The organism is Nostoc sp. UHCC 0251 (assembly GCF_034932245.1).
Classification (GTDB): domain Bacteria; phylum Cyanobacteriota; class Cyanobacteriia; order Cyanobacteriales; family Nostocaceae; genus Nostoc.
Genome location: NZ_JAYGHD010000030.1, coordinates 1 through 24,319, shown reverse-complemented (window position 1 = coordinate 24,319; position 24,319 = coordinate 1). Strand labels below are relative to the sequence as shown.

The following is a 24,319-nucleotide window of genomic DNA, read 5'->3' as shown; positions in this document are numbered from 1 at the left end:
TAAATGAAAAAACGTATAGTTACTTTTTGGGCGGCTTTCCGTACTCTAAAGGATAACCTGTAGTCATCCAAAAGACAGATGTTGCTAAAGTTAAGTAGTTTCAAATCAGAAGTAGCAATTTTTATTAGAAGTCCTATCCAAGTTTTTAAAGGTAACAATCTATAGAAATCCGCAAAAATTGAGAAAAATTCCTAAATTTTTAATTTTTAATTCTTCATTTTTAATTCCCAGAAGGAGTTGAATTTCGCCTTGCGGTACTAGGACTTAATTTTTTCTACCCCCATAAGTTGGGTTCCTAGTAAGCAAAAGGCAGAAAAGAGAGTTATATCATTGACTTATTACATTAAATATGATATTTTGTGTTGCTATCAATTAAAAATCAAATATAAACGTGAACATCTCTCCATCTCTCAAAAAACCGCGTGTCTCATGGCAGGCGGTTTTCTCGCTGATTATGTTTGTGTTCATGTACCTGCCCATACTGGTACTTGGCTTTTATAGCTTTAATCAGTCGCCCTACAGTGCTACTTGGCAAGGATTCACTCTCGATTGGTATGGCAAGTTGTTCAGTGACGATCGCATCTTATCAGCTTTGCAAAACAGTATGATAGTTGCTGGTTGTGCTGTCGGTATTTCAGCAGTGCTGGGAACCTTAATGGCGGTAGGGTTGGCGCGTTACCAATTTCCTGGGAAGAAATTGTATCGGGGTGTTGCTTACCTACCATTGATTATTCCCGATATTGCGATCGCAGTGGCTACCCTAGTATCGCTAGCGGCCTTTGCCATCCCTTTGAGTTTGTGGACGATAGTTGCAGCCCATATTGTGTTTTGTCTGGCATACGTCGGACTTGTGGTTTCTTCACGACTGACCAATTTAGATCCTCACTTAGAAGAAGCAGCACTAGATTTAGGCGCTACACCAACGCAAGCTTTCATTAAAGTATTGCTACCTCAATTAATGCCTGGGATTGTAGCTGGTTGTCTCTTAGCTTTTGTTCTCAGCCTAGATGACTTTCTCATTGCCAGTTTTACTGCTGGTAGCGGTTATAACACCCTGCCAATGGAGATTTTTAGCCGGATTAGAACAGGGGTCAAGCCTGATATTAACGCTTTAAGTGTGATGTTGATTTCAGTATCTGCGATCGCGGCTCTTGTAGCTGAATTAATTCGCATTTCTGGAGAGAATAAAAGCTCATAAGTAAGTTGGCGTAAATAATTGTCGTTGGGATAAGGCAATAGGCAATAAATTATGGATGAGTTGGTTCTCCGTGAACTTTTTCGATTAGCAAACAAAAGCTATATTAAAAGAGCCGTTGCAATGTAACATTTCTACATCCGTTGTCCTCATGTATTTATATTTACTAATATTTATAAATGTTCCCAGATAAACAAATATATAATCTTCATTCGTAAGGAAGTTTAAGCACATATAAAAAATTCCGTGTTCGCTTCTCTACATAACTGTTTTCAATTAGATAATATTGGGGCTAACTTTGGAGAAGATGCTATTTCCCCCTCATTATGCAAATCTGCCAAAATCCCAATTGCTCAAATCCATTCAACTCTGATAGCAATAGATTTTGCGTGAGTTGCGGACAAAGCAACTTTGGCAAACTTCTAAGAAACCGTTACCGCGTATTGAGACTTTTAGGTGAAGGTGGATTTAGTAGAACCTATGCTACAGAAGATGTAGACAGACTAAACGCGCCTTGCGTCATCAAGCAATTTTTCCCACAGTTTCAAGGAACAGGACAACGTACTAAAGCAGCAGAATTTTTCAAAGAAGAAGCTTTTCGGTTGTATGAACTGGGAGAAAATCATACCCAAATTCCCAGATTACTAGCTTACTTTGAACAAGGTGCTAGTTTATATCTCGTACAAGAATTTATTCAAGGAAAAACCCTCTTACAGGAAGTTCAGCAACAAAACTATAGTGAATCACAAATTTGGAAACTTTTAACTGACTTATTGCCAGTACTGCAATTCATTCATACTCATAATGTCATTCATCGGGATATCAAACCAGAAAATATTATTCGCCGTGCAAGTGATGGAAAACCCGTATTAATTGACTTTGGCGGTGCTAAACAGGTAACACAAACCAGTATAGGAAGACAAGCTACAGTAATTTATACCCTTGGTTATGCCCCAACCGAACAAATGGCTGGATTTGCTTGTCACGGCAGTGATTTGTATGCTTTAGGTGTAACTTGCGTGCGTCTTTTAACTCGATGTTTGCCGTTGCAGGATGCTTCTGGACAGGTTAATGATCCTATTTATGATGCCATGAATGCTAAGTGGTTTTGGCGTGAGCGTCTACAAGAAAAAGGTATTAATATAAGCGACGACTTAGGGAAAATTTTAGATAAATTATTAAAACATCTACCAAGTGAAAGGTATCAAACAGCAGTAGAAGTTCTCAACGATTTGAAATTTGCAACATTGAACATTGAACCTGTTGCCCTTAAAATTGTTTCGATGTCTCAACCCATATTACCGCCGCTACCAGAAAAAGTAATAGTACCATTACCCCCCTTAGAAACCTTTGAATTTGACGTAGTAACAGTAGACACAGGTGGTAGAGAAGTAAACCGCATGACTAGTAATGCAAACTTCTTTGCCGAAGAATTAGGTAAGTCTGTCACATTAGAAATGGTATCGATTCCTGGCGGTACTTACATGATGGGTTCACCAGAGTTTGAAGGAGACGCTGACGAACGTCCTCGGCACAAAGTTACCGTCGAACCATTTTTTATGGGGAAATTTCCGGTAACTCAAGCACAGTGGAGAGTAGTAGCAGCTTTACCTAAAGTCAAACAAGCTTTAAATCCCCATCCATCAAAATTCAAAGGTTTAGATAGACCAGTAGAAAATGTATCTTGGTATGAGGCTGTAGAATTCTGTCTCAGACTATCAGAAAAAACTGGACGTGACTATCGTTTACCGAGTGAAGCTGAATGGGAATATGCTTGTCGGGCTGGAACTACAACATCCTTCCACTTTGGCGAAACCATTACCTCTGAGTTAGTCAGTTGCACTATCGAACCAAAAAGCAAATTCCGTAAAGAGACAACTAACGTCGGCAGTTTTGAAGTTGCCAACGCCTTTGGATTGTACGATATGCACGGGTTAGTTTGGGAATGGTGCGCTGATTCGTGGCACAACAATTACAGCAATGCACCCTCAGATGGAACAGCTTGGGAAGTTGGCGGTGATGTTAATCGCCGAGTGCTACGCGGCGGTTCTTGGAGTTTCAACGCCGAACTGTGTCGCAGCGCTAGCCGTAGCTGGAATGAGTCAGACGGTGGGCTGAGGGTTTGTGGCTTTAGAGTAGTATTTTCCGTAGAGGAGATTATTTAGCAATCTAATTCCAAGGCTGGAGAAATCATGAAGGACAGAATTGAGAAAGGTGACAGAGTACTTATAAATAAGAGTGGAAAATATCATCATCAAGTGGGTGAAGTCAGCGAGGTTGATTACAATATTTTCTTCGTCAAAATAGTAATGGTAAAGTTAGGTAATCAAGAAGAAACCTTTGAAGAGAAAGATTTACAATTAGAAACTAAAAAGCCGAGTATTGAAGAAACCATTGTAGCCATAGACAAAATTATAGGACAAGTTTATCAGCTTCCTAACTTGCCGCCAAAAGAGAAAGTAGAGTTACCCAACCGTCTGAAATATCTGAAATTAGACATTCCTAAACTTGATAAACAGGTTATTCAAAACAACTTTTACAGCATAGATAAAATACTCGCAGCAGCTAGAGAAGCAGACTCATCAGCCAGCTTTTGGCAAGAAATAAATTCTAATTTAGAGAAAGTAAGCTGGTGGATTAGAACAAGTCTGTGAAACAAGAAGTAATATAGCGGTTCTCAATTGCATAGAATTTTGTAGGGGCACAGCAATGCTCATTGGTGTCAACTTAAGCTAAAAGTAGCTTAACTGAAAGCTTCCTCACCCGCCTAGAACTAAAGTTCTAGGCTAATAGCTAAAGTCTACTGAAGTAGACTAAAGATTTTTCGGATTATTTAGTCATCAAAAGATGACTTGAGCTATTAGCAAGGAACTTCAGTTCCTTGTGGGACATGGTTTTTACATTAAGTTGACACCAATGGGCACTGCCATGCCTCTACCAGGGCAAACGCATCTAAAGTACAAAAATCCTTTAATAGCAAGGGTTTTGGCGTTTTTAAATTTAGCCTATTTTTTCGTCAAAATCCTTATACAGCAGGGGTTTTAGAAATACTGTGCGTTCGCCCTGCATGCCTCTACCAGCGTTGTTGTATCATTATTATGATATAGAACTCATGCTTAGAGACCATTTATAAAGTAAATCTTTAGACGGCTAGACGACGTAACATATGTGGAAAGCTTTGCAACCATGTGAGTACGAGATGAAACCTCAAGCTTCCGAAACATCCTTTTTAAGGCTTGCTTGACAGAGTTTTCAGTAATCCAAAGTTCAGCACTAATTTCTGCATTGGTTTGTCCTTGAGCCACTAAGGAAGCAATTTGCAATTCACGAGGCGTTAAACGCTCTGTCTGTAATAGTAGTGGTTGTTGCAGTCGCGCCATTGCCACCCAAGTAGAAATGTGCAGACAAAGGGCACTCAAATCTGTGAGATTTTGTGAGTCGAATGCAGGCATTCCTTGCTTACGGGTCTGGCATTGATGATACACAGATATCCGGGCGCTGGATTCAAATCAGCTTTTTTATTGCAGTAGTGTTTTTCAATCTCTGTTTAGCAATCCAAGTATTCAGTGTTGGAATGGCTTACTTTTATAACTCTGATTGGTGGAACCTACATATTTGGCTGGTGCGAGGATATAGCGGACTCTCACTAATTTTGTTGATTTGGGTGTTTTTGATGCCATTTCCCCCAAGAGTCCAGAGCCTGACAGCAGGTATTCCAGTACTGCTGGGGCTGCAATTTCTCACAATTCACTTGAAGACTTCTTTTCCTTTAGCGGTTTTCCACCCACTCATCGGCTTTTCCTTATTTTCTATTTCTACAACCCTAGTTCATCGGACATCACACATCGTATTTCCCAACCACAACCAAGATTAAAACTGTAACTTTCAATTCTTTTAGCGCTATTACAGGAGAAATATAAATGTCTCAATACGCTGATCCATCCGTTCTCGTTGATACTCAATGGCTAGCAAGTCATCTCAACGATCCAAACATCCACATTATTGAAGTGGATATCAGTCCAGAACCGTACAAAAATGCTCACATACCTGGTGCTATCTTCTGGAACTTCTTTAGAGATTTACTATTGCCCGATTTTAAAATGAATTGGGATACGGGAGCTTTTGAGAAGCTGATGGCACGTTCAGGCATCACCAATGACACGACATTGATTCCCTATGGCAGTTATCCTGGAACCGGAGCCTGGATTTTCTGGTTATTGCAAGTTTTTGGGCATAAAAATGTAAAAGTTCTCAATGGCGGCTATCAAAAATGGAAGTCAGAAAGTCGTCGGCTAGCAACTGAGTTATCCACGTTTTCTGCTACTGATTACCGTGCCAAAGCTACTGATGCGGGTCTTAGAGTATTACATGATGAAGTTAAAGCATCAATTGGTCGAAGCAATTGCGTGTTGTTAGATGTCCGAACACTTCAAGAATACAGTGGCGAGTGGTTTTTCGATCAGCCACCAAAAGCAGATCAACTTACTGGACATATTCCAGGTGCAGTCCATCTTGATCATATCTTGACTCTCAATGAGGATGGCACTTTTAAATCATTCGACGAATTGAAAAATCTTTATACCAGTAAGGGCATTACGGCTGATAAGGAAGTGTTTCCCTACTGTGCCATAGGTGGGCGTTCTGGATATACCTGGTTTGTCTTGAAGTATTTATTAGATTATCCGAATGTTCGGAATTATGATGGCTCTTGGAATGAGTGGAGCCGCCTGCCTGATGTAGCTATCGAGAGCTAGTGAGAGATAATTGGGATAATCCCAAATATTACCAATAACCGCACCTTTACAGACGGACACCACTACCGTTAGAAAGATTAAAACCTCTTAACCTTTCGTTACACTAAAGACATCGAGAAGGACGAAAACAAACCTCTCGAAGCTGAAATCAAAGGTGAACGACATGAATGGCACAATTCGCGTTGGTAATCTCTTCGGAATTCCCTTCTATATCCATCCGTCATGGTTTTTAGTTCTGGGTTTGGTCACTTGGAGCTATAGCAGTGGATTGGGGGCGCAATTTCCCCAATTATCTGCGGGATTAGCTTTGCTACTAGGACTGATGACAGCGCTGATGTTATTTGCCTCTGTCGTCGCCCATGAATTAGGCCACAGTTTCGTTGCGATTCGTCAGGGGATTGATGTCAAATCTATTACTCTATTTATATTTGGCGGTTTAGCCAGCTTAGAAAAAGAGTCAAAAACCCCAGGTGAAGCTTTCTGGGTAGCGATCGCAGGCCCTTTAGTAAGTTTACTCCTATGCGGTATCGTTACAGCTATTGGTGTTACTACTACTGCATCAGGCCCGTTAGCGGCGATTCTTGGTGTTCTAGCTTCTGTTAACTTGGCATTAGCCCTGTTTAACCTGATTCCTGGCTTGCCCTTAGATGGCGGAAATATACTGAAAGCTATAGTTTGGAAAATTACAGGCAATCCTTACAAAGGTGTGACCTTTGCTAGTCGAGTTGGGCAAATCTTTGGTTGGGTAGCAATTCTTTCAGGTTTAGTTCCCCTAGTATTATTTGGCAACGCTGGTAACTTCTGGAACTTATTAATTGGCTTCTTCTTGTTGCAAAATGCTGGTAATGCGGCTCAATTTGCCAGAGTGCAAGAAAAACTCACAGGTTTGACAGCCGAAGATGCTGTAACTCATGATAGCCCGATTGTATCTGCTAATCTGACCCTAAGAGAGTTTGCCGATGAGCGAGTTATAAGTGGGCAAAACTGGCATCGGTTCTTAGTGACTGATGATGATGGACAATTAGTAGGTGCGATCGCTGTTGATAATTTACGAACCATCCCAACAGCACTGTGGTCAGAAACTCAAGTAAAAGAAGTCATGCGACCAATTGCCGAATCCACCACAGTCCAATCAGATCAACCTCTGCTGGAAGTCATGCAGTTACTCGAACAACAAAAGGTATCTGTGCTTCCTGTGATTCGTGAAAATGGCGTTCTAGTTGGAATCTTAGAAAAAGCTGCTATTATCCAGCTACTTCAAAGCCGAACCCAACCTAACCCTGCATAGTTCAATTAGGAGAATCAACTGCCATTGAGGTTGTTGCGGGGCAAAATATTACTAACACCAAGCACGTCACCCATAAGGGTGACGTGCTTGGTATTAAATGAGGTTGAGAGCAAAAGCAACAGATAAATTCTCAACCCCCTGCTACTACCTACTGCCCCTTGCCCCCTGCCTCCTGCCTCCTGCCCCCTGCCTCCTTCACCATCTCTGCGGTAAGAACACGTTGCCAAGTTAATTCTTTTTTAGTCTCATCCCAATGCCAGCGTAATAAATTAGCGGGTTGATTCTTGGCAATTCCTGGTAAACCAATCGCTTTTCTAGGTGCATTAGTCGCTAGTAAAATTGCACTTTCTACATCACAAATTCCCCACTTCACCAAATTCTGCACTCCCACCAATAAGGGTAAAGTTGTCCCCGACAAAGTGCCATCGGCAAGTCGTGCCGTACCGTTCTTAACTTCAATTTGTCGGCTGTCCCAAGGATACACCCCATCGGGTAGCCCCAGAGGTGAAAGGGCATCGCTGACAAGAAACAGCCCTTTTTCGTAATTGCTAGCGCGAAGTAAAATTTGCAGCATCATGGGCGAAACGTGTTCACCATCAGCAATAAAACCACACATTACATTAGGATGGGTAATTGCTGCCCCTAATAATCCTGGTTCGCGGTGATGTAATGCTGGCATGGCGTTGAAAGCATGAGTTACCATCGTTGCGCCCTCATCAAAGGCACGTTGCCCTTGGGCAGATGTTGCCTGAGAATGCCCTAAACTGACAATAATTCCCAGAGAACGCAAATATGGAATTACTTCGCCAGTGAAATCTAACTCCGGTGCTAAGGTGATGACTTTCACAACATGGGCATAATTACCCAAAACCCGCTTTACCTCGTCAATTGTTAGAGGTAACAAATACTCTGCTGGGTGAGCGCCGCGCTTTTGGTAATTTAAAAATGGACCTTCTAAATGTACTCCAAGAATCTTGGCTCCAGCTTGTTGACTGGGCAGAACCTCAGCGATAATAGCAAGCGATCGCTGAATATTTTCTACTGAAGTTGTCACAAGTGTAGGTAAAAACCCATCTACCCCGACATTCCACAAAAATCGTGAGATTTTCCTTAATAAGTGAGCATTTTCAGCCGATAATTCAGGAAATGCCAATCCCAAAGCACCGTTAATTTGCAAATCAACGCCGCCTAGAGAAATCCAGTCACCGGCTACATCTAGTAAGGACACACATCTGTCCATCCCTACCGTACCCATTGGCAAGATTTCCTCAATTATGCCTTCTTGGTTAACCAAGAGCATTTGCAAATCTTTGTAACCAGGCACTCTAGCATTGATAATATCTACAGGATTTTGTGTTGCTTGGGTCATCACACTGACGAGAAGATAGCTAAATCTGATTTTAAATGCAACCAATCTCAATAAATCAATTCAAATAACACCAATAGATGAGATGATTATCGGCATTACCTAGCTTCCATAAGCTAGCTCAAATAATTTTGAATTTTGAATTTTAAATTTTGAATTATTATGACTCCCTTAGTTGGTATTATCATGGGCAGCGATTCCGATTTGCCCACCATGAAAGACGCGATCGCAGTTTGTGAAGAATTTGGCGTAGAGAGTGAAGTGGCGATCGTTTCTGCTCACCGTACTCCAGAACGCATGGTGCAATATGCTCAACTTGCACACCAACGCGGTATTAAAGTGATTATTGCTGGTGCAGGTGGTGCTGCCCATCTGCCTGGAATGGTAGCGTCTTTAACTCCACTTCCTGTCATTGGTGTTCCTGTGCCCACCCGTAACTTACAAGGTGTAGATTCTTTGTATTCTATTTTACAAATGCCTGGGGGGATTCCTGTGGCAACAGTGGCGATCGGTAATGCCAAAAATGCCGGACTTTTAGCAGTACAAATCCTCGCAACTGGGCAACCAGAATTGCTAGAAAAAGTGCAGCAATATCGTCAAACCTTATGTGAATCAGTAATTGCAAAGCAACAAAAGCTAGAACAACTTGGCTATGAGCAATATTTAAAGCAAATGCTTTAAGATAATTCGTAATTTGGTAAGAAATCTTAACAGCAGAGCAGGGGAGATGAGGGGGATGAGTGAGCAGGAGGAGCAGGGGAAGAAGAACTATTGATTGATCTTGAGCCATGTCCAATGCCCCATGCCCAATGCCCAATTAAATTCCAAGATTGAAGCGATCGCTCCAGAATCAATGCAGCATTCTGAAGTATCTTGATGCTGAGGCCTTAGTCAAAAATTTAGAGTTGCAATATCCATGTGCCAACTGCTCGGAATGAATTGCAATGTTCCAACGGATATTTGCTTTTCTTTTGAAGGGTTTTCTGCACGGGGAGGAAAAACGGATGATCATAGCGATGGTTGGGGCATTGCTTTCTTTGAAGGAAAGGGATGTCGAATGTTTTTAGATGCCCAACCTTCTGTTGCTTCTCCGGTAGCGGAGTTTGTTCGGAGTTATCCCATCCACTCAACCCATGTCATAGCCCATATCCGTAAAGCTACTCAGGGTGAAGTTGCCCTACACAACTGCCATCCTTTCCGCAGAGAATTGTGGGGTCAATATTGGGTGTTTGCCCACAATGGTAATTTGCCAGATTTTGAACCGGAAAATTTGGGCTTTTATCAAGCCGTAGGTGATACCGATAGTGAAAAGGCATTCTGTATGATGCTAGAAACACTGCGATCGCGTTTTCCCCAGGGTAAGCCTGACATCAAGGAACTGTACCTAGTGCTGCAAGAAATTACTGCTGTAATTGCGAAGCTGGGTATATTTAATTACTTATTATCAGATGGAGTCCACTTTTTTGCTTATTGCTCAACTAAGCTCAGTTACATTGTCCGCCAAGCACCCTTTGCAGCTGCCCATTTAATTGATCAAGACATGACAGTAGATTTTCGGGAGGTGACTACTGAACGCGATCGCGTCGCTGTCATTGCCACCACACCCCTCACTGACAACGAAATCTGGACAAAAATTCAACCGGGAGAATTACTAGTTTTTCAGGATGGGCTGCCCCTGAAATATACATTCAGTTAAAAATAAGTAGTTGCTAATTTTTCCCATTTAGATAATTTCTAGATGGGTTTTGTTTTTTGAGAAAAGGCGATCGCTAATTAGCCATTCCCTAGCAATTTGCTTGATCCATTAGGTAGCGAATTATGATGACAATTTGAGAGTTGAAAATAAAACAATTGTAATTTTTCACAGAACTGGTAGAATCACCATATTCTCGATAAAGAATGTGAGGTTTTTTGGTGTTTGCAACTACATATATGGAATCATCCAGTATTATAAACACTATATAACTGTATTCCCATCAATTATTTGTAGATTTAGTGGAGGAAATGGAATGAGTTTGTGGCAACGCCTATTGAAAACATTAGAAGCGCTCGCTGAACATAGAACCAATCGGTTCAGGCTGAATTCGCTCAAAGGCTTTGTATCACTCTTTTTGGTAGGGACTGTTTTGAGTGTGGCGCTTGCCGCCTGCTCTGGTGGAACTGGGAGTAACTCTTCCACGGAAGCCCCTACTGCGAGTCCTGTGGCTGCAACTAAGGATAATGTTGAACTAACCCTGGTTTCTTTTGCAGTTACCAAAGCAGCTCACGAAGCCATCATTCCTAAGTTTGTAGAACAGTGGAAAAAAGACCATAACCAAACTGTTGTCTTCAGGCAAAGCTATGGTGGCTCTGGCTCCCAAACTCGTGCGGTTATCGATGGTTTGGAAGCAGATATTGTCCACCTGGCACTAGCTGGAGACACCCAAAAGATTGAGAAGGCTGGATTGATTCAACCAGGATGGGAGAAAGAAGTTCCCAACAATGCGATCGTCTCCAAATCTGTAGCGGCGCTAATAACTCGCTCAGGTAATCCTAAAGGCATTAAGACCTGGGAAGATTTGGCTACAGGCGATGTAAAAATAATTACTGCTGATCCGAAAACGTCAGGCATTGCTCGCTGGAATTTCTTAGCACTTTGGAACTCTGTAATTAAAACCGGTGGTGATGAAGCTAAAGCTACAGAGTTTGTCACCAAGGTTTACAATAATGTGCCAATCTTGACCAAAGATGCGCGGGAAGCCATTGATGCATTTGCCAAGCAGGGCCAAGGGGATGTCTTGATTAACTACGAAAACGAAGTTATTCTGGCACAACAAAAAGGCGAAAAAGTTGATTATATCGTTCCCGATGTGAATATATCTATCGACAACCCGATCGCAGTGGTAGATAAAAATGTCGATAAGCACGGCAACCGCGAAGTTGCTGAAGGTTTTGTCAAATTCCTCTATACTCCAGAAGCACAGGAGGAGTTTGTTAAATTAGGATTCCGTCCTGCAAATGAAGAAGTAGCCCAAACTAAAGCTGCTACAGATAAATTTCCCAAGGTGAAAACTTTGGGTACAGTTGCAGACTTCGGCGGTTGGGAAGCAATTGATCAGAAGTTCTTCGCAGATGGGGCTGTATTTGACAAGATTCAAGCCCAAAAGAGACGGTAACTAAATAATTCGTAATTCGTAATTCGTAGTTCGTAGTTCGTAGAGTGTGCGTAAGTCCTATAGGAATTACGAATTAACAATTACGAATGCTGACAAAAAACTTCTTTTGAATTTTAAACTATGACAACTGTATCTCCTTCTTTGGAAGTTGAACGCAAAACGCCATTCTGGAAGAGATTGGGGCGAGTTCCCTGGACTTGGCGAATCACTATAGGATATCTGACAGTGATGTTGTTTATCCCCATAGCTGCCATGTTCCTGAAAGCAAGTACGGAACCTCCGGCGAGATTTTGGGCGATCGCGACCAGTGATATTGCATTAGCCACCTACAATGTCACTTTTGTTACAGCGCTATTTGCTGCCTTCCTTAATGGCATTTTTGGTACTCTAATTGCTTGGGTTCTGGTTCGCTACGACTTTCCCTTAAAACGCTTGATTGATGCCACAGTAGATTTACCTTTTGCACTACCAACTTCGGTAGCAGGGTTAACTTTGGCAACAGTTTACAGCAATAACGGCTGGTTAGGTTCTTTACTAGCACCTTTAGGGATTAAAGTATCTTTTACCCGCACGGGAGTAGCGGTGGCAATGATATTTATCTCACTACCTTTTATCGTGAGAACTGTGCAACCAGTGCTTCAGGAAATGGAACAGGAAATAGAAGAAGCTGCTTGGTGTCTGGGTGCTTCTCAATGGCAGACCTTTTGGAAAGTGATTTTGCCACCTTTATTTCCGACAATTTTAACTGGTGTTGCCTTGGGTTTCTCCCGTGCAGTTGGGGAATATGGTTCAACTGTGATTATCTCTTCCAATACACCCTATCAAGATTTAATCGCACCTGTGCTGATTTTCCAGCGATTAGAGCAGTATGACTATTCTGGTGCAACAGTAATTGGCATAGTTTTACTATCAATTTCCTTGGTACTGCTATTGGCAATTAATTTCTTACAAGCATGGGCAAGGCGATATGACACTTGATAAGCCAAGTTTTCACTCATCTGCATCTGATACACATACAGCCAAGCCTAAAGAGCAGAAAAGTTGGGTGCCAATACTTTTAATTGGGATAGCGATCGCCTATTTAGCCCTAGTTCAATATATCCCGGCAATCAACGTTTTCACCCAAGCCTTCAGCAAAGGAGTTGGGCCATTTCTATCCAACTTGTCGCAACCAGCTTTTATCCATGCAGCTTGGCTAACACTATTGCTGGCTTTGATTTCTCTGCCTGTGAATACTGTGTTTGGGCTATGTGCAGCTTGGGCGATCGCTCGTCATAAATTTCCCGGACGCGCCGTTGTTTTGAGCATTATTGACTTGCCCTTTTCCATCTCGCCCGTAGTCGCAGGATTGATGATTGTGCTACTTTATGGACGCAATGGATGGTTTGGCCCTTGGCTTCAGGCTCATGATATCAAAATAATCTTTGCCTTTCCAGGTATGGTGTTAGCTACAGCCTTCGTGAGTATGCCCTTTGTAGCGCGGGAAGTAATTCCTGTTTTAGAAGAATTTGGTAAGGATCAAGAAGAAGCTGCTAGAACTTTAGGTGCGAAAGATTGGCAAATATTTTGGCGCGTCACCTTGCCTAGTATCCGTTGGGGCTTACTCTACGGTTTAATTTTGACCAATGCCAGAGCAATGGGTGAATTCGGCGCGGTTTCGGTGGTATCTGGCAACATTGCGTCTCAAACCCAGAGCCTACCACTATTTGTAGAAGACGCTTACAAACAATATGAAACCGAAGCTGCCTTCTCTGCGGCTGTACTATTAGCATTGTTAGCAGTAGTAACCTTGGTGCTCAAGGAAATTCTCGAACGGAAAACCCGCATTAAAGATGTTGAATAGGTTTAAGTATGGGGCATTGGGCATGGGGCATAGGGCATTGGGCATTGGGAAAAGACAAGGAAGAAACTTGTCCCCTTGTCTCCCCTGCCTCCTCTGTTCCCCACTCCCCACTCCCCACTCCCCTCTACGGCTAGTGACAATCATGACTAGTGACAATATGCTTACCAACAAACGGATTCGACTAAGAATTCCCAAAGATTATCACCAGGAACCTGTAATTTCTCGCCTAGTATCTGACTGTGGACTGACTGTAAATATCACGGCAGCGATTTTGGGAGCCAATGCTGTTGGTGATGGTTGGTTTGACCTTGAATTACAAGGAACAGATGCACAAATTCAGAGCGGGTTAAGCTATCTCCACGACTTGGAATTAGAAGTCTGGGATGACACTAAAGCAACAGATTGGTAGCTCGACTTTAGCCATTTTTGTCGCAATGTGAACGCCTAAACTGCAACTTTTGTGAGACGGTAGTTTTACTTTTTTAACTTCATCGATAATCTATGACGTGGAAAAAGTATTTGCCAAAAAGCCAGGGTTTTTGCCGGATAAAGAAAACCGAGTTCAATTTCAACAACGCAAGATGACGGTTGGTTTGATTTGGATTTGTGGGGTAAAACAAAGCAACTCTACTCTAGCCTGAGTTATTTAGAAAAACTTGGGCTACCAATTTGACTAGATTTGTCTCGCGTTTATAGCGATGGCTGGTTTTGCTGAAATAATCTAAATTTCGTAATACCAAATTTCTTCTTCTCGCACCACAATTCGGTGCAGAGAAAGACGATCAATCAGCCCCTCTTGCTCAAACTGCCCAAGAACACGAGTAATAGTTACACGACTTGAACCGAGCATTTCCGCCAAGTCTTCGTGAGTCAGACGCATATCTATTAAACGTCCTTTTTCAACTTCCGAACCAAATTTTTTGGATAACCATGCCAACAGCTTGATTAGCATAGTATCGACTTTTTTATGGCTACGAATAACCATTAATTCTTGAGCCTGTTGGATATGGGTAAGTAGAGTTTCTGTTAGTTGAGTCCATTCCTCTAAAGGTAAGACTGTTGCCTCTACTTTAGTTAGGCATTCCATTTGGTAAGGTTCTAATTTTGACAGAGCCTTACCAACAACATCTCCAGGGCCCCACAATCCTAGAGCGACGGTTGTACCATCTTCCAGATAGGTAAAAGTCCTGACAAAACCCTTTTCAATCTTCCAAAGTCTGTTTTCATGCTCTGGCAGAAATGACCTACGGGCAAAAAACTCTTCAGTCTTATTACTGCTTAAGCTAGGTAAATCCGTATATAAAGCTACCATAATTTATAAAACTATTCTCCGATAAATTAACCGTAGTATTATATTTATATCAGGTTCTAAGAACATCTGGGCATTTGATGAAGAAGACAAGGGGAATAACCAATCCCCCATGCCTAAAGTTAAATTCCTGCGCCATCAAGAAAATCTTCAATCATCCCATCAGAATTATTGCTCTTAGCATTATCGGTTTGTTCGTCGCAAAACTCAGTTGGAGACAAACTTGATTGTTCCAACTCCTCAAATTGTTTCTCTAGAGCCTTGACACGTTCAAATAAAGCGCGAATGACTTCAGCTTCTACGTCCCGTACTTTATCATGATCCAGAACATTGGTAGACAAGTTGTTCTGACGAGTCACACGCCCTGGAATCCCCACTACAGTAGTGTTACTGGGTACATCTCGCAGCACCACAGAACCTGCTCCAATACGGACGCGATCGCCAATTTGAATATTTCCCAATACTTTCGCACCCGCTCCCACAACTACATGAGAGCCTAAAGTTGGATGGCGTTTGCCGCTTTCTTTCCCAGTCCCGCCAAGGGTGACGCCTTGATAAATTAGGGCGTGATCGCCCACGATCGCTGTCTCACCAATTACAACTCCCATACCGTGGTCAATAAAAACTCCCTGGCCAATTAATGCCCCAGGATGGATTTCAATGCCAGTTAGAAACCTACTAATATGAGAGATAAACCGAGGTATGAAGGGAATTCCAATTTTATGCAGCCAGTGTGCCAATCGATGAAACACTAGCGCTTGAAGTCCAGGATAACAGAACAATACTTCTAGCCAGTTACGCGCTGCTGGGTCACGCTCAAAAATGGTTCGCAAATCAGTTATTAGCATACTCTGTTGAGGTTTTCGTTGGTGGGTGAGGCTCTGAAAACAGAAACTCAGGATCATTCCCACAAAAAGATCCGCTTATTCATGGGAATTGTGTAAGATAATAATCTACGGTAAATCGATAGTATATAGTGTCTTTGTGGGTAGTTAAGTGGGATAGTATCACATTCCACACTTTGAAAAAATTAATTTCGCATAAACTGCGATAAGTCGCTCAATTCACCGTAGTATATTGAGTACAGTCTTGAATAGCCAAAACTACGCTCTTTTGGATCTGTCTTCCAAAGTGGAATACGCGCTGCTAGCACTCTTAGAACTGGCAAGCCACCACGGAAAAAAACTTCCTCTAACCATGAGCGAGATCACTGCCAAGCAACCCATACCTGAACGCTATCTGGAACAAATTTTGGCCAACCTTCGGCGTGCTGGTGTGGTGCAGAGTCAACGCGGCTCCAAAGGAGGTTTCCTTTTAGTTCGTGAACCTTGGCAGATCACAATCCTAGAAATTGTCACTTTGGTAGAAGGTGAGCGGAAAGAGAAAAATAACTCTGGCTCTCCGACTCTGGAAAAGACCTTGGTTTATGAAGTTTGGGAGCAAGCCAACGCTGCCTCAATTGAAGTTTTGGGTTGCTATACACTCCAAGACTTATGCCAGGAAAGGGAAACTCGCGCACAGCAAAGCCCAATGTATTATATCTAGTCACCAAGGAGTATAGACATGCGGATAGCACAAGATATCACAGAGTTAATCGGACGAACTCCTTTAGTTCAATTAAACAAGATTCCCCAAGCTTCAGGAGCAGTTGCTCGGATTGTAGTGAAGCTAGAAAGCATGAATCCAGCATCTTCTGTCAAAGACAGGATTGGTGCGAGTATGGTGGAAGCAGCGGAAGAAGCAGGCTTGATTCACCCTGGAAAGACCGTTTTAGTAGAGCCGACTTCTGGAAATACAGGAATTGCGCTGGCGATGGTAGCAGCCGCCAAGGGTTACCATCTTATTCTAACGATGCCTGACACAATGAGCCAGGAAAGACGATCCATGCTCAAAGCTTATGGCGCTCAACTAGAGTTAACACCAGGGGTAGAAGGGATGCGAGGAGCGATCGGTCGTGCAGAGCAGATTTTAGCTCAAACGCCCAATGCTTATATGTTGCAGCAGTTCCGCAACCCTGCCAACCCGAAAGTTCACGCCCAAACCACAGCAGAAGAAATTTGGAATGATACCGATGGAGAAGTAGATATTCTTGTGGCGGGAGTGGGTACTGGTGGGACGATTACGGGAGTTGCAGAAGTTATTAAAAAACGCAAGCCGAGCTTTCAAGCGATCGCAGTTGAACCAAGCAGCAGCCCAGTATTAGCTGGCGGTAAATCAGGTCCTCACAAAATTCAGGGTATCGGTGCGGGATTTGTCCCAGCAATTTACCGTCCAGAACTGGTAGATGAAGTGATTCAGGTAGCGGATGAGGAGGCGATCGCTTACAGCCGTCGCCTAGCAAAAGAAGAAGGATTGCTATCTGGCATTTCTACTGGTGCTGCTTTATACGCGGCTATTCAAGTGGCACAACGACCAGAAAATGCAGGCCGCCTAATCGTCATGATACAGCCTAGCTCCGGCGAACGCTACCTCAGTACCTCACTGTTTAAAGATGCAGAGGAGAATGAGTGGTTGAGTAAAGTTTGATTACCCATAGCATTTTAGATTTTAGGGAGTTCCAAAAAATAAGTTATCTAGTAGCGTGTGTTAAAACGACAGCATAACTCATCTATTATCTGTTACATAGTGCGTTAGGCTTAACGCCATAACGCACCCTACAGCTATTGATTGGATATTTGTTGCTTGGAAGTCCCTGAGATTGTCACCTACAGATCAATCCTTTTTCTTCAATTGGTATGGTGATAAATCGTAGGTTCTAAAAATCCGGCATGAGTAAGCTAGGTACAACCTTTAGTGAAGGGATCATTGCCTTCATCGCTACTAATATAGATGACATCATTATCTTGTTAATATTTTTTTCACAAGTAGATGTTAATTTTCGACGGCGGCATATCTTACTCGGTCAATATTTAGGTTTTGCTGCCATTATCATCGCTAGCTTACCAGGATTTTTTGGTGGATTGGTTGTACAGCGAGAATGGATAGGGTTGCTAGGACTACTACCAATAGCAATTGGAACTCAACAATTAGTATCTAGAAAAGAAGAAACTACAACAGTTCAGACAGTCAGTAGTGATTTTAAGCAGCCCACACCTACGAACCCCGTATTGTCTTTTATTTTAAATATTTTGCACCCTCAAACCTATAAAGTAGCAGCAGTAACTGTTGCCAATGGTGGTGACAATATTAGTATATATATCCCTTTATTCGCTGGTCATGGTCTTGCCAGCTTGGGAGTAATTCTAAGTATATTTTTTATCATGGTAGGAGTTTGGTGTGCGATCGCTTATTTTTTAAGCCGTCAACCTACCATTGCTTATATTTTAAGTCGCTACGGTAAAGCTATCATACCTTTTGTGTTGATTGGCTTGGGTCTGTTCATTATGTATGAACGAGGTACGTTCACTCTACTGCCTTGGGTAAGAAATTAATCGAGTTCATGGGTAAACGCTGAAGAAAGCTTGACTTGCAAGCAACTATCATGATAGGTTTATCAAACCATTCGGTCGGTAATATTTCATTTACAGCAACTTTCAGTTCAATAAACTACACTACTGCCTACTTTGCTTAGTCTACTCATCTAAAAATCGCTGTAATGTCCAAAGGCGAAGAAACAAAAAGCAGAATTCTCCACCAAGCTGCCGAACTGTTTAACCAACAGGGGTATGCAGGCTCATCAATGTCAGACATTATGCGTGTTACAGGATTGCAGAAAGGAGGAATTTACAATCACTTCCAAAGCAAAGATGATCTCGCACTACAGGCTTTTGACTTTGCGATCGCTCGCATCAGCCAGCATATTAGATTTGCATTACGAAGCAAACGCCATGCAGTAGAACGCCTGCAAGCAATCATTGGCGTATTTAGTAGCTTCGCAGAAAATCCACCTATCAAGGGAGGGTGTCCATTGCTGAATACTGCCGTGGAGAGTGATGATGCTCATCCGGCATTACGGGAACGTGCTCAACAAGCGATGAACTCTTGGCTGAATTTGATTCGTCGAATTATTGAAACGGGAATTGAAAAGAATGAAATTCGCCCTGAAGTGAGCGCTGATGAAATCGCTACCATCATAATTGCAACGCTAGAAGGAGCAGTAATGATGAGCAAGCTTTATGGAGATTCAATTCACATGCACAGGGTAATTAATCACCTGAATGAATACTTAGAAACTCACCTTTAAATGTATGGTACAAATCAAGTTATATGGTTTGGCAGATAAATTAAATCCTGTTAAAACAGAGCTATCAAATATAATTCATGCCTCGGTTATTGAGGTTTTAAACGTTAGCCCTGAAAAAAGATTTCACCGCTTTTTCCCAATGGATAAAACAGATTTTTATTATCCATCTGATCGGTCAGAAAATTATTTGATTATCGAAATTAGTATGTTTCAGGGGCGCTCGGTAGAGACAAAGAAACAGTTGATTCGACTACTAATTAAAAATATCAATGAAAAGTTGAATATTCCTGTGTACGATATTGAAATCACAATTTTTGAAACGCCTAAATATAACTGGGGGATTAGAGGTTTCCCTGGCGACGAGCTAATCTTAAACTACAAAATAGAAGTTTGAAATTATTGTGGCTAATGTGTTATTAGGCAATTAATAATTACCCATACTTGAAAAGAATAAATTTTTTATAAATTTACAGACCGATCGGTTTTAAAAACATAGAGATAAATAATGCTAGTAAATAACAAGTTGCATAGACCATTAGAAGTAGTATTAGAAATTCCTGTAAAAACATACGACATTGATTTTATGGGAATCGTGAGTAATATTGTGTATATCAGATGGCTAGAGGATTTACGTTTAAAGTTTTTAGATGAACACTGGCAACTCAATCAACAAATTGAGCAAGGATATGCGCCTGTTCTAGCTGGAACTGAAATTGAATATAAACGTCCGATAAAGATTATTGATCAAGTAATTGGGCGTTTATGGGTAAGTAATTTAGGGCGGTTAAAGTGGACTGTGCAAGCGGAAATTTTATCTAACGATGAGTTAGCAGCCGTGGCTACCCAGAAGGGCACTTTTGTCAGTTTACAAAATAATCGTCCTATTGCCATTCCAGAGGAATTACAGAAGAAATATTTAGAACATCAAAAAGATAATTTCAAAGATTATTGATAAAGTAATCTGCTTGGGTTAAGATTTCATCTTCCCTAACTTTCCTTTTTAAGGTAAGCTGGCCGCTAACAGTGGGTTGAGTTTATAGGGCTAGTATTTGATTTCTGGAAAAACTCAGTACAACTAGGAAGCTTTCTTTCCTCTTGCCTATTGCCTATTGCCTATTGCCTACCCACGCAAATCATTTCAGAAATCAAAGCGGATTCCTCCTATACTAATTTACTTAGCACCAGTCAATATACTTTCGATATCTGCTAACTGCACCACTCCTGAAAAAGTAGGACTATTAATTACAAAAAAAGGTGTGCCAGAAACAGCCAATTTCTCAGCTAGCTGAACATCTTTTGTTATTGCGGGAGCAGCAAGAGCTAGGTCGCGTTTAAATTTACTCAAATCCAGATTCAGATTTTTAGCAATATTTAAATATAACGCCTCACCTAACTGCTTCTGATTAGTAAATAGCGCATCATGATATTCCCAAAACTTGTCCTGCTGATATGCTGCCCAAGCTGCTTTTGCAGCTGGTAATGCTTCAGCATGAATTGAAACCAGCGGTAAATTCTTGTAAACTAATCTTATCTTATCTGGATACTTTGCTAACAATTCTTTCAATGTTTTATGCGCCTCAGCACAGTAGGGACATTGAAAATCCGAAAATTCTATTAGTAGAGTTTTGGATTGAGCAGAACCTGTAGTAGGAGACTCACCAATCACTGTTTGAGGATTCGTCTTCAAATCCTGTAAGAATGTTTGCTGTGATTGCTTTACTTTCTGTTGCTGTTGCTGTTGGTAACTTTGAACTGTTTCAATAATCACCTCTGGATGTTCGCGGATAATTTGTAATACTTGCTGTTCTAACTGCGGATCAATGCGGCTAGCAGCTTGTGCAGGAAACGGCAAGGTAACAGCCAAAAGTAGCAGACCTATTGCTGTCCAAGTACGTAGATGCTGAAATAAGGGACTAAACCAATTAAATAATGTACCCATACAAAAACTCATAAATATTTTTTGTTTAAACCATAGACTCACAGTCGCTACGACTTAAGAGTACGCTTAAATTTAAAATTCCATAATTAAAGTTATGGAATTCCTTTTTTACTGATTACAAAGAGCCAGCAATCATCCCAGTAAGTAAAATAAACCCAATCCACACGTTTTGCCGAAACATCTCCCCATAAACAGGATTAGGTAAGTCTTGCTGTCTTAATCGCAGAAACTGCCAAACCCATCCGATAGTAGCAACTGCAAGACTAATCCAGAAAGCCAAATGCAGATGTATGAGTACACCTAACCAAGCCAATAACAAGATTGTGCCAGCAAAGAAAATTCCAATAGCTACAGGAGCATAATTCCCAAAAAATAGAGCGCTAGACTTAACACCAATGCGGCGATCGTCTTCCTTGTCGCTCATAGCGTAAACTGTATCAAATCCCAGTGTCCATAGTACAGTCGCACCCCAAAGTAACCAAGTTGGTTGAGTGATGGTTTGTGTAACTGCACTCCAGCTAATCAACACGCCAAAACCCCAAGCGATGGAAAGTACCAGTTGCGGCACAGGAAACACCCGCTTTGCGCCTGGATAAAGGAGAATTACAGGCACTGCTGCCACGCATAACCAGAAACTTAGGGGGTTAAGATAAAAAGCCAAGATAGCTGCACATGCTAGCGATACGATCGCAACTACAATCCCCACTTTTACAGACAAGGCACGAGAAGCGAGGGGGCGATCGCGTGTTCTCTCCACTTCTGGATCAATATCCCGATCCCACAAATCATTGACAACACACCCAGCCGCACTTGTGGCCAGAGTACCCAATATAATCACACCAACCAGAGGTAAAGGTGGTTTCCCAGAAGCTGCCAAAAATACAGCCCAAAGGGCAGGAATCATTAAAATTAACCGTCCTTCTGGTTTATGCCAGCGCAAGAGCCGGATAATTACAAGCCAAACTGGTTGCTGGGGGCGTTCTGGCGTCCTTAACATAGAATTGGGGAGTGGGGAATGGGGAATGGGGAATGGGGAATTGAAAAGAGCCTGAGAGGGGAGAAACTCTTTTCCCTTGTTCCCTGCTCTTTATTCCCTAATTCACACATCTTTACATCTATAGAATAACGTTATTTGTTATTTGTAAAAAGATAACCTAAAGTGGCAACTTTAAATATCTTTAAATAGTCACTGCGGTTAAAAGCAGTATGGGCAATATACTTAGCTCAGTTACCCTCGACCAAATAGAAAGAGTGCTGAGTATTTTTTATTTTACTCAGTACTCAGTTTAAGCTAGTACAGTTCGGCGGAAATAAGCCTACTATTTCATTACAGCCAGAAAGCCTAAAATTAAAGCTTTTTGACTTTTGACTTTTGACTTTTGACTTCCGCCTTGCCGTACTAGTGTGTTGCAACAAATATCAATGCCAGCTATCCCGACATATCACCGTTTGCCATCATTTCTTATAAAGAGAGAAAACTAGATGCTGAATTTAGTTTCTAGCTGGGAGAGTGTTCCAACTCAACCACCTAAGCAACATCGGATTATTGCTGCCATTGACTTGGGAACAAATTCTCTACACATGGTAGTAGTCAAGATTGATCCCACACTACCAGCTTTCAGCATTATTGCTAAAGAAAAAGAAACTGTAAGACTAGGCGATCGCAATCTTAAAACTGGGGAACTTAAACCAGAGATCATTGAAAAAGCGATCGCAGCTTTAGGACGCTTCCAAGAAGTTGCCAAAACTATCAACGCTGAAAGTATCATTGCTGTGGCAACTAGTGCCGTACGGGAAGCCCCCAATGGTAAAGATTTTTTGCACAGAGTAAAAACGGAGTTGGGTTTAAGCGTTGACTTGATTTCTGGTCAAGAAGAAGCGCGACGAATCTACCTTGGCGTACTATCGGGGATGGAATTTCACAACCAGCCCCAGATGATTGTTGATATTGGCGGTGGTTCTACAGAGTTAGTTTTGGGCGATAGTCATCAAGCACGCACTCTCACTAGTACCAAAGTCGGTGCAGTGCGACTCACTAGCGAATTAATTACCACTGATCCGATCAGCAACACTGAGTTTCAATACCTACAATCTTATACACGCGGGATGTTAGAACGTTCCGGAGATGAGATACTAACAAACCTGGAGTCTGGGGAATCTCCCCGTTTGGTAGGTACATCTGGCACGATTGAAACCCTGGCAATGATTCATGCACGAGAAAAGTCGGGTGTTATTCCTTCCACTCTCAATGGCTACCAGTTCAGTCTTAAAGACTTGCAAGAGTTGGTAAATCGCTTGCGGAAACTGAGTAACTCAGAAAGGGCTGCGATTCCCGGTATGCCAGATAAGCGGGCTGAAGTTATACTCGCTGGCGCAGTGATATTACAGGAAGCAATGACTCTCTTGGGTAGTGAATCGGTTACAGTTTGTGAGCGTTCTCTGAGGGAGGGCGTAATTGTAGACTGGATGCTAACGCATGGTTTAATTGAAGATAAACTGCGCTACCAAAGTTCAGTTCGGGAACGCAATGTTTTAAAACTTGCTAATAAATACCACGTCAATTTAGAATATAGCGATCGCGTCGCAACATTTGCCCAGAGTTTATTTGACCAAACTCAAGGTACGTTACATCACTGGGGATCTGACGAGCGACAACTGTTATGGGCAGCCGCAATATTGCACAATTGCGGTCATTATGTCAGCCATTCGTCTCATCACAAGCACTCTTACTATTTAATTCGCAATGGAGAATTACTTGGTTATACAGAAACCGAGATTGAAATCATTGCCAATTTAGCGCGTTATCATCGCAAATCACCGCCCAAGAAAAAACATGAAAATTACCAGATGTCGCTGACTAAACACCAGCGACAAATGATCAGTCAATTGAGTGCAATTCTGAGATTGGCAGTGGCATTAGATAGACGGCAAATTGGTGCGATCGCTCAAGTACAATGTGAGTATTATGAACAATTTCAGCAGGTTAACTTGCTGATTTTTCCATCTCAACGTGATGATGATTGTGCTTTAGAACTTTGGAGCTTAGATTATAAAAAAGGAGTCTTTGAAGAAGAATTTGAAGTGAAATTAGTAGCGAATTTAGAAAAGTCTAGCGTTGCTAAATTGTCTTAGAAAGTAGGGTGCGTTACACTGCGTTAACGCGCCTACTGGATAAAGTATAAACGCACATATAGGATTACTATTTGATTTTTGAACAAAGTTAAGTATTGTAGAATCCCTGGTAATAGTGCGTTACGCTGTCGCTAACGCACCCTACGTATCTTTTC

General features: G+C 41.8%; 24 protein-coding genes and 1 pseudogene. 19 read left to right on the top strand and 6 right to left on the bottom strand.

Translation table 11 applies throughout. The features are described 5' to 3' along the window. The first annotated feature begins 391 nt into the window (after positions 1 to 391). The 3 genes from VB740_RS06300 to VB740_RS06290 all read left to right on the top strand — a co-directional run bounded on the left by VB740_RS06300 (position 392) and on the right by VB740_RS06290 (position 3,849). Positions 392 to 1,198, top strand: coding sequence for an ABC transporter permease (locus VB740_RS06300; RefSeq protein WP_323199195.1), 807 nt, complete (start codon positions 392 to 394; stop codon positions 1,196 to 1,198). Positions 1,199 to 1,521: 323 nt separating this feature from the next. Continuing rightward, positions 1,522 to 3,360, top strand: a complete 1,839-nt coding sequence (locus VB740_RS06295; RefSeq protein WP_323199194.1) for a bifunctional serine/threonine-protein kinase/formylglycine-generating enzyme family protein — start codon at positions 1,522 to 1,524, stop codon at positions 3,358 to 3,360. A gap of 27 nt (positions 3,361 to 3,387) precedes the next feature. Further along, the gene (locus VB740_RS06290; protein WP_323199193.1) at positions 3,388 to 3,849 is read left to right on the top strand and encodes a hypothetical protein; all 462 of its coding nucleotides are present in this window, start codon (positions 3,388 to 3,390) and stop codon (positions 3,847 to 3,849) included. 462 nt (positions 3,850 to 4,311) lie between these two features. Here VB740_RS06290 and VB740_RS06285 read toward each other — a convergent pair. Then, positions 4,312 to 4,662: pseudogene (locus VB740_RS06285) on the bottom strand (helix-turn-helix domain-containing protein); the annotation flags it as partial. On the opposite strand from VB740_RS06285, the gene VB740_RS06280 reads away from it, so the two are divergent. From VB740_RS06280 to VB740_RS06270, 3 genes are all read left to right on the top strand, one after another. Further along, complete coding sequence (locus tag VB740_RS06280; protein ID WP_323199192.1) at positions 4,638 to 5,069, top strand: DUF6220 domain-containing protein; 432 nt, start codon at positions 4,638 to 4,640, stop codon at positions 5,067 to 5,069. The pseudogene VB740_RS06285 and the gene VB740_RS06280 sit on opposite strands and share 25 nt — an antisense overlap. A 46-nt stretch (positions 5,070 to 5,115) precedes the next feature. Beyond that, positions 5,116 to 5,949, top strand: a complete 834-nt coding sequence (locus VB740_RS06275; RefSeq protein ID WP_323199191.1) for a sulfurtransferase — start codon at positions 5,116 to 5,118, stop codon at positions 5,947 to 5,949. Between the two features lie 163 nt (positions 5,950 to 6,112). Then, on the top strand, positions 6,113 to 7,237 hold the full coding sequence (locus VB740_RS06270; RefSeq protein WP_323199190.1) for a site-2 protease family protein: 1,125 nt from the start codon (positions 6,113 to 6,115) through the stop codon (positions 7,235 to 7,237). A 148-nt stretch (positions 7,238 to 7,385) separates the two neighbouring features. Here VB740_RS06270 and nagA read toward each other — a convergent pair whose 3' ends face one another. Continuing rightward, positions 7,386 to 8,606, bottom strand: coding sequence for an N-acetylglucosamine-6-phosphate deacetylase (gene nagA, locus VB740_RS06265; RefSeq protein WP_323199189.1), 1,221 nt, complete (start codon positions 8,604 to 8,606; stop codon positions 7,386 to 7,388). A 159-nt stretch (positions 8,607 to 8,765) separates the two neighbouring features. On the opposite strand from nagA, the gene purE reads away from it, so the two are divergent. The 6 genes from purE (at position 8,766) to VB740_RS06235 (ending at position 14,010) form a co-directional block, all read left to right on the top strand. Next, complete coding sequence (purE, locus tag VB740_RS06260) at positions 8,766 to 9,284, top strand: 5-(carboxyamino)imidazole ribonucleotide mutase (RefSeq protein WP_323199188.1); 519 nt, start codon at positions 8,766 to 8,768, stop codon at positions 9,282 to 9,284. Positions 9,285 to 9,519: 235 nt separating this feature from the next. Next, on the top strand, positions 9,520 to 10,299 hold the full coding sequence (locus VB740_RS06255) for a class II glutamine amidotransferase (protein WP_323199187.1): 780 nt from the start codon (positions 9,520 to 9,522) through the stop codon (positions 10,297 to 10,299). Positions 10,300 to 10,612: 313 nt separating this feature from the next. Continuing rightward, entirely contained in the window at positions 10,613 to 11,758 is a 1,146-nt protein-coding gene (locus VB740_RS06250; RefSeq protein WP_323199186.1) for a sulfate ABC transporter substrate-binding protein, read from the top strand. A 120-nt stretch (positions 11,759 to 11,878) separates the two neighbouring features. Continuing rightward, positions 11,879 to 12,736, top strand: a complete 858-nt coding sequence (cysT, locus tag VB740_RS06245; RefSeq protein WP_323199185.1) for a sulfate ABC transporter permease subunit CysT — start codon at positions 11,879 to 11,881, stop codon at positions 12,734 to 12,736. Next, on the top strand, positions 12,726 to 13,601 hold the full coding sequence (cysW, locus tag VB740_RS06240; RefSeq protein ID WP_323199184.1) for a sulfate ABC transporter permease subunit CysW: 876 nt from the start codon (positions 12,726 to 12,728) through the stop codon (positions 13,599 to 13,601). Before cysT ends, cysW begins: the two co-directional genes overlap by 11 nt. A gap of 142 nt (positions 13,602 to 13,743) precedes the next feature. Then, complete coding sequence (locus VB740_RS06235) at positions 13,744 to 14,010, top strand: NIL domain-containing protein (RefSeq protein WP_323199183.1); 267 nt, start codon at positions 13,744 to 13,746, stop codon at positions 14,008 to 14,010. 312 nt (positions 14,011 to 14,322) lie between these two features. Here VB740_RS06235 and VB740_RS06230 read toward each other — a convergent pair whose 3' ends face one another. Both VB740_RS06230 and cysE read right to left on the bottom strand, forming a co-directional pair. Further along, complete coding sequence (locus VB740_RS06230; RefSeq protein WP_323199182.1) at positions 14,323 to 14,913, bottom strand: Crp/Fnr family transcriptional regulator; 591 nt, start codon at positions 14,911 to 14,913, stop codon at positions 14,323 to 14,325. 119 nt (positions 14,914 to 15,032) lie between these two features. Beyond that, a complete protein-coding gene (cysE, locus tag VB740_RS06225) occupies positions 15,033 to 15,758 on the bottom strand; it encodes a serine O-acetyltransferase (RefSeq protein WP_323199181.1) in 726 nt (241 codons plus the stop codon). A 214-nt stretch (positions 15,759 to 15,972) separates the two neighbouring features. On the opposite strand from cysE, the gene VB740_RS06220 reads away from it, so the two are divergent. The 6 genes from VB740_RS06220 (at position 15,973) to VB740_RS06195 (ending at position 20,045) form a co-directional block, all read left to right on the top strand. Further along, positions 15,973 to 16,455 (top strand): Rrf2 family transcriptional regulator, encoded by a 483-nt coding sequence (locus VB740_RS06220; RefSeq protein ID WP_323199206.1) that lies wholly within the window; start codon positions 15,973 to 15,975, stop codon positions 16,453 to 16,455. Positions 16,456 to 16,473: 18 nt separating this feature from the next. Further along, on the top strand, positions 16,474 to 17,436 hold the full coding sequence (gene cysK / locus VB740_RS06215) for a cysteine synthase A (RefSeq protein ID WP_323199180.1): 963 nt from the start codon (positions 16,474 to 16,476) through the stop codon (positions 17,434 to 17,436). Positions 17,437 to 17,678: 242 nt separating this feature from the next. Then, complete coding sequence (locus VB740_RS06210) at positions 17,679 to 18,341, top strand: cadmium resistance transporter (protein WP_323199179.1); 663 nt, start codon at positions 17,679 to 17,681, stop codon at positions 18,339 to 18,341. A 164-nt stretch (positions 18,342 to 18,505) separates the two neighbouring features. Beyond that, a complete protein-coding gene (locus tag VB740_RS06205; RefSeq protein WP_323199178.1) occupies positions 18,506 to 19,093 on the top strand; it encodes a TetR/AcrR family transcriptional regulator in 588 nt (195 codons plus the stop codon). Positions 19,094 to 19,097: 4 nt separating this feature from the next. After that, a complete protein-coding gene (locus VB740_RS06200) occupies positions 19,098 to 19,487 on the top strand; it encodes a tautomerase family protein (protein ID WP_323199177.1) in 390 nt (129 codons plus the stop codon). Positions 19,488 to 19,598: 111 nt separating this feature from the next. After that, entirely contained in the window at positions 19,599 to 20,045 is a 447-nt protein-coding gene (locus tag VB740_RS06195; RefSeq protein ID WP_323199176.1) for a thioesterase family protein, read from the top strand. Between the two features lie 219 nt (positions 20,046 to 20,264). Here the strand turns inward: VB740_RS06195 and VB740_RS06190 are convergent, their stop codons facing one another. Both VB740_RS06190 and VB740_RS06185 read right to left on the bottom strand, forming a co-directional pair. Next, positions 20,265 to 21,032: a DsbA family protein gene (locus VB740_RS06190; RefSeq protein WP_323199175.1), complete on the bottom strand. Its 768-nt coding sequence runs from the start codon at positions 21,030 to 21,032 to the stop codon at positions 20,265 to 20,267. Positions 21,033 to 21,147: 115 nt separating this feature from the next. Continuing rightward, the gene (locus VB740_RS06185; RefSeq protein ID WP_323199174.1) at positions 21,148 to 22,029 is read right to left on the bottom strand and encodes a 4-hydroxybenzoate solanesyltransferase; all 882 of its coding nucleotides are present in this window, start codon (positions 22,027 to 22,029) and stop codon (positions 21,148 to 21,150) included. 485 nt (positions 22,030 to 22,514) lie between these two features. Here VB740_RS06185 and VB740_RS06180 point away from each other — a divergent pair, with 485 nt between their 5' ends. Then, a complete protein-coding gene (locus VB740_RS06180) occupies positions 22,515 to 24,164 on the top strand; it encodes a Ppx/GppA phosphatase family protein (RefSeq protein ID WP_323199173.1) in 1,650 nt (549 codons plus the stop codon). The last annotated feature ends 155 nt before the right edge of the window (positions 24,165 to 24,319 follow it).